Raw genomic sequence first — 6,244 nt, 5'->3', positions numbered from 1 at the left:
AACTTGCTAAAGTCCTTGCGGATACGTTTTTTCTCAGTATATGAGTAAGCCATCAGCGTTCCCCAGCTTGGTCACCTGCTTGTTTGGCCTCCCCCGACGGGAGCGGCCAGAAAATCTTGCAAACCCCATGGTTTGCGCCACCGTTCGAGGTGGTTGAAGCACGTTAGAGGCACCGACCTGATCGGTCACCAATAACGGAAAAAGGCCGGTGGCAGAAGCCACCAGCCATCAGCCTTTCGCTTAACGCTCGGGCTGGAGACGCAAAGTCGATGCTTACTTCAGCTCGACTTTAGCGCCTGCTTCTTCCAGAGTAGCTTTGGCTTTGTCAGCAGCGTCTTTTGCTACTGCTTCCAGAACCATTGCTGGTGCGCCGTCAACGACTGCCTTGGCTTCTTTCAGGCCCAGACCGGTCAGTTCACGAACTGCCTTGATGACGTTAACTTTCTTCTCGCCAGCTTCCAGCAGCATGACGTTGAATTCAGTTTGCTCTTCAACGACAGCAGCAGCAGCAGCTGGGCCAGCCGAAGCAGCAGCAGCGCTAACACCGAATTTTTCTTCGAAAGCTTTGATCAGCTCAACAACCTGCAGAACCGACATTTCAGCTACGGCGTTGAGGATATCGTCTTGAGAGATAGACATGAATCTAATTCCTGATTTGAGTGAGGGCCTACGCAGCCGTCAAAATAAACAAAAATACGCGTGAAGAGGTGTGCGGCCTTAGGCTGCAGCAGCTTCTTTCTGTTCGCGAACCGCCGCCAGAGTACGAGCCAATTTGCTGGTAGCGCCTTGAATCACGCTCATCAGCTGGGAGATTGCTTCGTTACGGGTCGGCAGAGTTGCCAGTACGTCGATCTGATTAGCTGCGAGGAACTTGCCCTCGAACGCAGCTGCCTTGATCTCGAACTTGTCCTGACCTTTTGCGAACTCTTTGAACAAACGGGCAGCAGCGCCTGGGTGTTCGTTGGAGAAAGCAATCAAGGTCGGGCCGGTGAAGGCGTCGTTGAGGACACTGTATTCAGTGTCAGCAACAGCGCGCTTGAGCAGGGTGTTACGTACGACACGTACGTATACGCCAGCTTCACGAGCCTCTTTACGGAGTCCGGTCATCGCGCCTACTGTCACACCGCGGGCATCAGCCACAACAGCAGACAGAGCGACTTTGGCAGCCTCGTTGACTTCAGCGACGATGGCCTTCTTGTCTTCGAGTTTAATTGCCACGGGTTTAACTCCTGCTTGTTACCGTTTCATCTGGCCGAAGCCGGATGTCGTTTTGGTGTCTGATTCGGTAAGGAACCGGGAGCACCATCTGCGTAGGCTGATGTTTTAAGACTTGCGCCGCCTACGGTCTTGGATAGCCCCCGCCAGGCAGGGACCCCAATTTTAGCGATGGCGCGGTTACCCGCACCACGGCAGTCTTACGCGTCCAACGAACCCTGGTCGATGACCAGGCCCGGGCCCATAGTGGTGCTCAGGGTAACGCGCTTGACATAGATACCTTTCGAGGAAGCTGGCTTGATACGCTTCAAATCAGCGATCAGTGCTTCAACGTTCTCACGCAGCTTGTCGGCATCGAAGCCAACCTTGCCAACGGAGGTGTGGATGATGCCGTTTTTGTCGGTGCGATAACGAACCTGACCAGCCTTTGCGTTTTTGACCGCAGTAGCTACGTCCGGAGTAACGGTACCGACTTTCGGGTTAGGCATCAGACCACGAGGGCCGAGGATCTGACCCAACTGACCAACGACACGCATTGCGTCCGGGGAAGCAATTACGACGTCATAGTTCAGGTCGCCGCCTTTCATTTCGGCAGCCAGGTCGTCCATACCAACGCGGTCAGCGCCGGCGGCCAGAGCAGCTTCAGCAGCTGGACCCTGGGTGAAGACGGCAACGCGTACAGTCTTGCCAGTGCCGTGTGGCAGCACAGTAGCGCTACGAACAACCTGGTCGGATTTACGCGGGTCAACACCGAGGTTTACAGCAACGTCAACGGACTCGCTGAATTTTACGGTCGACAGTTCGGTCAGCAGGGCTGCCGCGTCGTTGAAGCTATAAGACTTGCCAGCTTCAACTTTAGAAGCGATTGCCTTTTGGCGCTTGGTCAGCTTAGCCATTACACACCCTCCACGTTAAGGCCCATGCTACGAGCAGAACCGGCGATAGTACGCACGGCAGCGTCCATATCAGCAGCGGTCAGATCGGCATTTTTTACCTTGGCGATTTCTTCCAGCTGAGCACGGGTAACAGTGCCAACTTTGACGGTGTTCGGGCGAGCCGAGCCGCTGGTCAGACCAGCTGCTTTTTTCAGCAGAACCGAAGCCGGGGTGCTCTTGGTTTCGAAAGTGAAGCTGCGGTCACTGTAAACAGTGATGATCACAGGAGTCGGCAGACCTGGCTCAAGACCCTGAGTACGGGCGTTGAAGGCCTTGCAGAATTCCATGATGTTCACGCCATGCTGACCCAGTGCTGGGCCGACGGGTGGGCTAGGGTTAGCCTGAGCGGCTTTCACTTGAAGCTTGATGTAAGCGGTAATCTTCTTGGCCATGAGGCACTCCAATTACGGGTTCAAACGCCTCTAAAGGCTCCCCGGTTACTTGCGCGTTTATCCCAGTGACGAAAAAACCCCACAGCCCAGGGCTGCGGGGTATGGGATTTCTAGTCCAGTTATGCCTTTTCGACCTGACTGAACTCAAGCTCCACCGGGGTGGAGCGTCCGAAAATAAGCACGGCCACTTGGATCCGGCTTTTTTCGTAATTGACTTCTTCAACTGTACCGTTGAAATCCGCGAACGGACCATCGGTAACGCGAACCACTTCTCCAGGCTCGAACAGAGTCTTCGGCTTCGGCTTGTCGCTACCATCAGCAACGCGACGCAGGATAGCCTCAGCTTCCTTGTCGGTAATCGGCGCAGGCTTGTCAGCCGTACCACCGATGAAGCCCATGACACGCGGAGTATCCTTGACCAAGTGCCAAGTACCCTCGTTCATGTCCATCTGAACCAGCACATAACCAGGGAAGAATTTGCGTTCGCTTTTGCGCTTCTGGCCGTTACGCATCTCTACCACTTCTTCGGTAGGGACCAGAATTTCGCCGAAACCATCTTCCATGCCTGCCAGCTTTACACGCTCAATCAAAGAGCGCATAACATGCTTCTCGTAACCCGAGTAGGCATGCACTACGTACCAACGCTTAGCCACGGGACACCCTTAGCCGACAATCAAGGAAACAAGCCAGCCGAGCAGGGAATCAAGCCCCCACAGCAGCAGCGCCATAACCAAAACCACCGCCACCACAATTAGGGTAGTCTGCGTGGTTTCTTGACGCGTAGGCCAAACGACTTTACGAATTTCGACGCGAGCTTCCTTGGCTAACACAAAGAAAGCCTTGCCCTTACCCGTCTGCAGCGCAACGTAAGCTGCCGCTGCGGCAATGACAAGCAAAGCGAGCACGCGATACAGGATTGGCTGCGCCGAATAGTATTGATTTCCGACGACACCCACCACGACCAAGAGGACTACTACGAGCCACTTAACGAGATCAAAACGGGAGTCTGGGGCTTCAGCCTTTGGATTCATCTACTAAAATCCTGTGAAAAGAAAGCCAGACACGTTAAGCGAATCTGGCAGGTCAGGAGGGAATCGAACCCCCAACCTACGGTTTTGGAGACCGTCGCTCTGCCAATTGAGCTACTGACCTAAAAGCAAAATCAGGCCGACCATTATGCTGGCCTGACAGGAAGATTTCAACAGCTATTCGACACCGCCAGATATTCCGACCTGCCTAACCACTGCTGGCAGCCATTGAGACCCAGGCTTGAAGCCGAAACACCGGGCCAAAACTACCGCCTAAAACAAAGGCAGATACTTTCATATCTGCCTTAGTAATGGAGCTCTTGAGCGGATTCGAACCGCTGACCTCACCCTTACCAAGGGTGTGCTCTACCAACTGAGCTACAAGAGCGAAACACTTTGCACAACCAGCAAAACTTGGAGCGGGTAGCGGGAATCGAACCCGCATCATCAGCTTGGAAGGCTGAGGTTCTACCACTAAACTATACCCGCAGAGCTTTGCCGCTTACGCTCGAAATTTGGTGGAGGGGGAAGGATTCGAACCTTCGAAGTCGTAGACGTCAGATTTACAGTCTGATCCCTTTGGCCGCTCGGGAACCCCTCCTAAGCGAGGCAGCATTCTATATCATGCTACCCTTCTGTCAACTCTTTTCTCAATAAAATCTTGAGGTTACAAACGTTGACTCTTGCTTCGCTGACAATCCACTTTGACTTGCACTGCGAAGCGGGCGCCATTCTATGCAAACTAATCGGAGGTTGCAATGCCTTCACAAGACATTATTTTACTTTTTAATTGGGGGAAGTCCTGCTTTAACCCGGCCAACAACGCATCGTCGACAAGACGGCGGCTCTCAGGCTCTACCTTGAGCCAATAAACACCTCCGAATTCATCCTGACGCCTCCCAAACTGAGTTTGTATATCCAGACTGATGAGACGCTGCTCTATCGTTTTGGCATCGCTGCGGGGAATCTCGCCACCTAGATAAAGACATGCGTCTGCGACTGCTTGCCCCGCTGCATCAGAAGACTGGCCCTTGGATTCGCTGAGCAAGCGGATTCCCGGTTGAGCACTTTTATAAAGCGACACAGGGGCAACTTCCTTAGGCCTCAGCGGCGCTTCTTGCTGGTGCCAGACGTAATAAAAGGCATTCAACATCACCAACAGCAGAACCACCCAACGCATAACAACCCCATCACCACTGAAGCATCAGGACGGCATCACCAACAGATGCCCCAATAGACTCTCACGCAAACAGGCATCGCACTGACGTCGCGGTCATGAGTCCACCACTGACCGCAATCTCAAGCTCAGCTCGCCCCCACTGAACGTCTGGATCTGATCACCAACCATTAACCGCAAGGCGCCGACACTGTCCACCCCGACTACCACGCCATCCACAACGCTCGAACCCGCAAGCAAGCTGACTGGCTGACCCTGCCAAAGATGGCTGGACTCCCACTCTTCCTGGAACGCGCCAAACCCTTTTTCAAGATGAGCAGCCAGGTAAGCCCTCAAATCCTGATTCAGGCGTGCAACGACCTCATTACGATCCATCGCAACCCCGGCTTCCAACATCATGGACGTCCAGGACTGATCGACTTCCTCGGAAACGCGCATGTTGACGTTGATGCCTATACCAATCACTACATGGCACACATCAGCCGGATCCCCCGTAAGCTCCAGCAATACACCGGCAAGCTTTCGTCGCCCCACCAGTACGTCATTGGGCCACTTCAGCCCCGCACCCTCAATACCCGCGGCACGCAGCATCTTGACGACCGCCAACCCGACCAGCAGGCTCAACCCCTCCAGCTGGCGCATGCCTCCATCAATGCGCAGAGCCAAGCTGTAGTAGAGATTCTCGGCAAACGGACTTATCCACTTCCGCCCTCGGCGCCCCCTACCTGCGCTCTGCTGTTCAGCCAGCACAAGCAGCGGCAACGAGACATCCTCAGCGACCAGGCGCATAGCCTGTGCGTTGGTGGAGTCAATGCTGTCGAAGACCCGGATCGACCAGCCAGCATCCTTCTGGTTCTCGTTAAGCCACTGCTCATTCAGCAAGTACAGCGGGCTGGCCAGTCGATAACCGCGGCCCCTGACTTTGTGGATTTCGATGCCAATTTCTGCCTGGAGCTGTTGCAGCCTCTTCCAGACAGCACTACGACTCACCCCGAGCGCAGCACCCAGCACCTCACCGGAATGAAACTCGCCATCGCCGAGAAGCCTTAACAACGTCTGCATTCGAATTCCGCCTATCAATGAGGGAGGCATGATAGCCATGCGTGCTGGCGGTGCATAGGATTCGGAAAGGCGGCACGCCCCATGAGCAACGCTACAACCGAGCCGATTTCACGGCGCTATGGCCGGGCAGACGTCGGGATGGCGGTCGGCAAGATGAAAACCCGGTAGCCGAATCGCTGCAGCGCGCCACCGACGGACCAGGATGCGAGATTGCTGTAAGCGTGCGGATCATAGACCTGGTGCAGATATGCCCAGCAACCTGCACCGCTGAAACGGGAGCACGGATATCGCTTCGATCAGCTCCCGATAAGAATTTGTGAGAGACCGACCAACTGCAAGCTTTTCGCGCGCAAAAACAAAACCCCATCTGCGTGAGCAGATGGGGTTTCGGAATTTAATCTTGACGATGACCTACTCTCACATGGGGAAACCCCA

General features: G+C 54.5%; 8 protein-coding genes and 4 tRNA genes. All 12 read right to left on the bottom strand.

The window, feature by feature from the left end:
* Positions 1-273: 273 nt before the first annotated feature.
* A complete protein-coding gene (gene rplL / locus ACI2KS_RS29475; RefSeq protein ID WP_019409897.1) occupies positions 274-639 on the bottom strand; it encodes a 50S ribosomal protein L7/L12 in 366 nt (121 codons plus the stop codon).
* A gap of 78 nt (positions 640-717) precedes the next feature.
* Positions 718-1,218, bottom strand: coding sequence for a 50S ribosomal protein L10 (gene rplJ, locus ACI2KS_RS29470; protein ID WP_081569202.1), 501 nt, complete (start codon positions 1,216-1,218; stop codon positions 718-720).
* 197 nt (positions 1,219-1,415) lie between these two features.
* Positions 1,416-2,111, bottom strand: coding sequence for a 50S ribosomal protein L1 (gene rplA / locus ACI2KS_RS29465; protein ID WP_404624542.1), 696 nt, complete (start codon positions 2,109-2,111; stop codon positions 1,416-1,418).
* Complete coding sequence (rplK, locus tag ACI2KS_RS29460; RefSeq protein ID WP_024687039.1) at positions 2,111-2,542, bottom strand: 50S ribosomal protein L11; 432 nt, start codon at positions 2,540-2,542, stop codon at positions 2,111-2,113. The genes rplA and rplK overlap by 1 nt, the downstream gene beginning before the upstream one ends.
* Positions 2,543-2,661: 119 nt before the next feature.
* Positions 2,662-3,195: a transcription termination/antitermination protein NusG gene (gene nusG / locus ACI2KS_RS29455; protein ID WP_002555501.1), complete on the bottom strand. Its 534-nt coding sequence runs from the start codon at positions 3,193-3,195 to the stop codon at positions 2,662-2,664.
* A 9-nt stretch (positions 3,196-3,204) separates the two neighbouring features.
* Entirely contained in the window at positions 3,205-3,573 is a 369-nt protein-coding gene (gene secE / locus ACI2KS_RS29450) for a preprotein translocase subunit SecE (RefSeq protein WP_404624541.1), read from the bottom strand.
* Between the two features lie 45 nt (positions 3,574-3,618).
* Positions 3,619-3,694, bottom strand: a tRNA-Trp gene (locus ACI2KS_RS29445).
* 188 nt (positions 3,695-3,882) lie between these two features.
* Positions 3,883-3,958, bottom strand: a tRNA-Thr gene (locus ACI2KS_RS29440).
* 27 nt (positions 3,959-3,985) lie between these two features.
* Positions 3,986-4,059 (bottom strand) — tRNA-Gly (locus ACI2KS_RS29435).
* Between the two features lie 27 nt (positions 4,060-4,086).
* Positions 4,087-4,171, bottom strand: a tRNA-Tyr gene (locus tag ACI2KS_RS29430).
* Positions 4,172-4,312: 141 nt separating this feature from the next.
* On the bottom strand, positions 4,313-4,750 hold the full coding sequence (locus ACI2KS_RS29425) for a hypothetical protein (RefSeq protein ID WP_404624540.1): 438 nt from the start codon (positions 4,748-4,750) through the stop codon (positions 4,313-4,315).
* Between the two features lie 93 nt (positions 4,751-4,843).
* A complete protein-coding gene (gene birA, locus ACI2KS_RS29420) occupies positions 4,844-5,809 on the bottom strand; it encodes a bifunctional biotin--[acetyl-CoA-carboxylase] ligase/biotin operon repressor BirA (RefSeq protein ID WP_404624539.1) in 966 nt (321 codons plus the stop codon).
* Between the last annotated feature and the right edge of the window lie 435 nt (positions 5,810-6,244).

It is taken from the genome of Pseudomonas sp. NPDC087358 (assembly GCF_044900785.1).
In the GTDB taxonomy this organism is placed as follows: domain Bacteria; phylum Pseudomonadota; class Gammaproteobacteria; order Pseudomonadales; family Pseudomonadaceae; genus Aquipseudomonas.
Note: the sequence above shows the minus strand (reverse complement) of the source record. Positions and strands in the feature narration are given on the sequence as shown.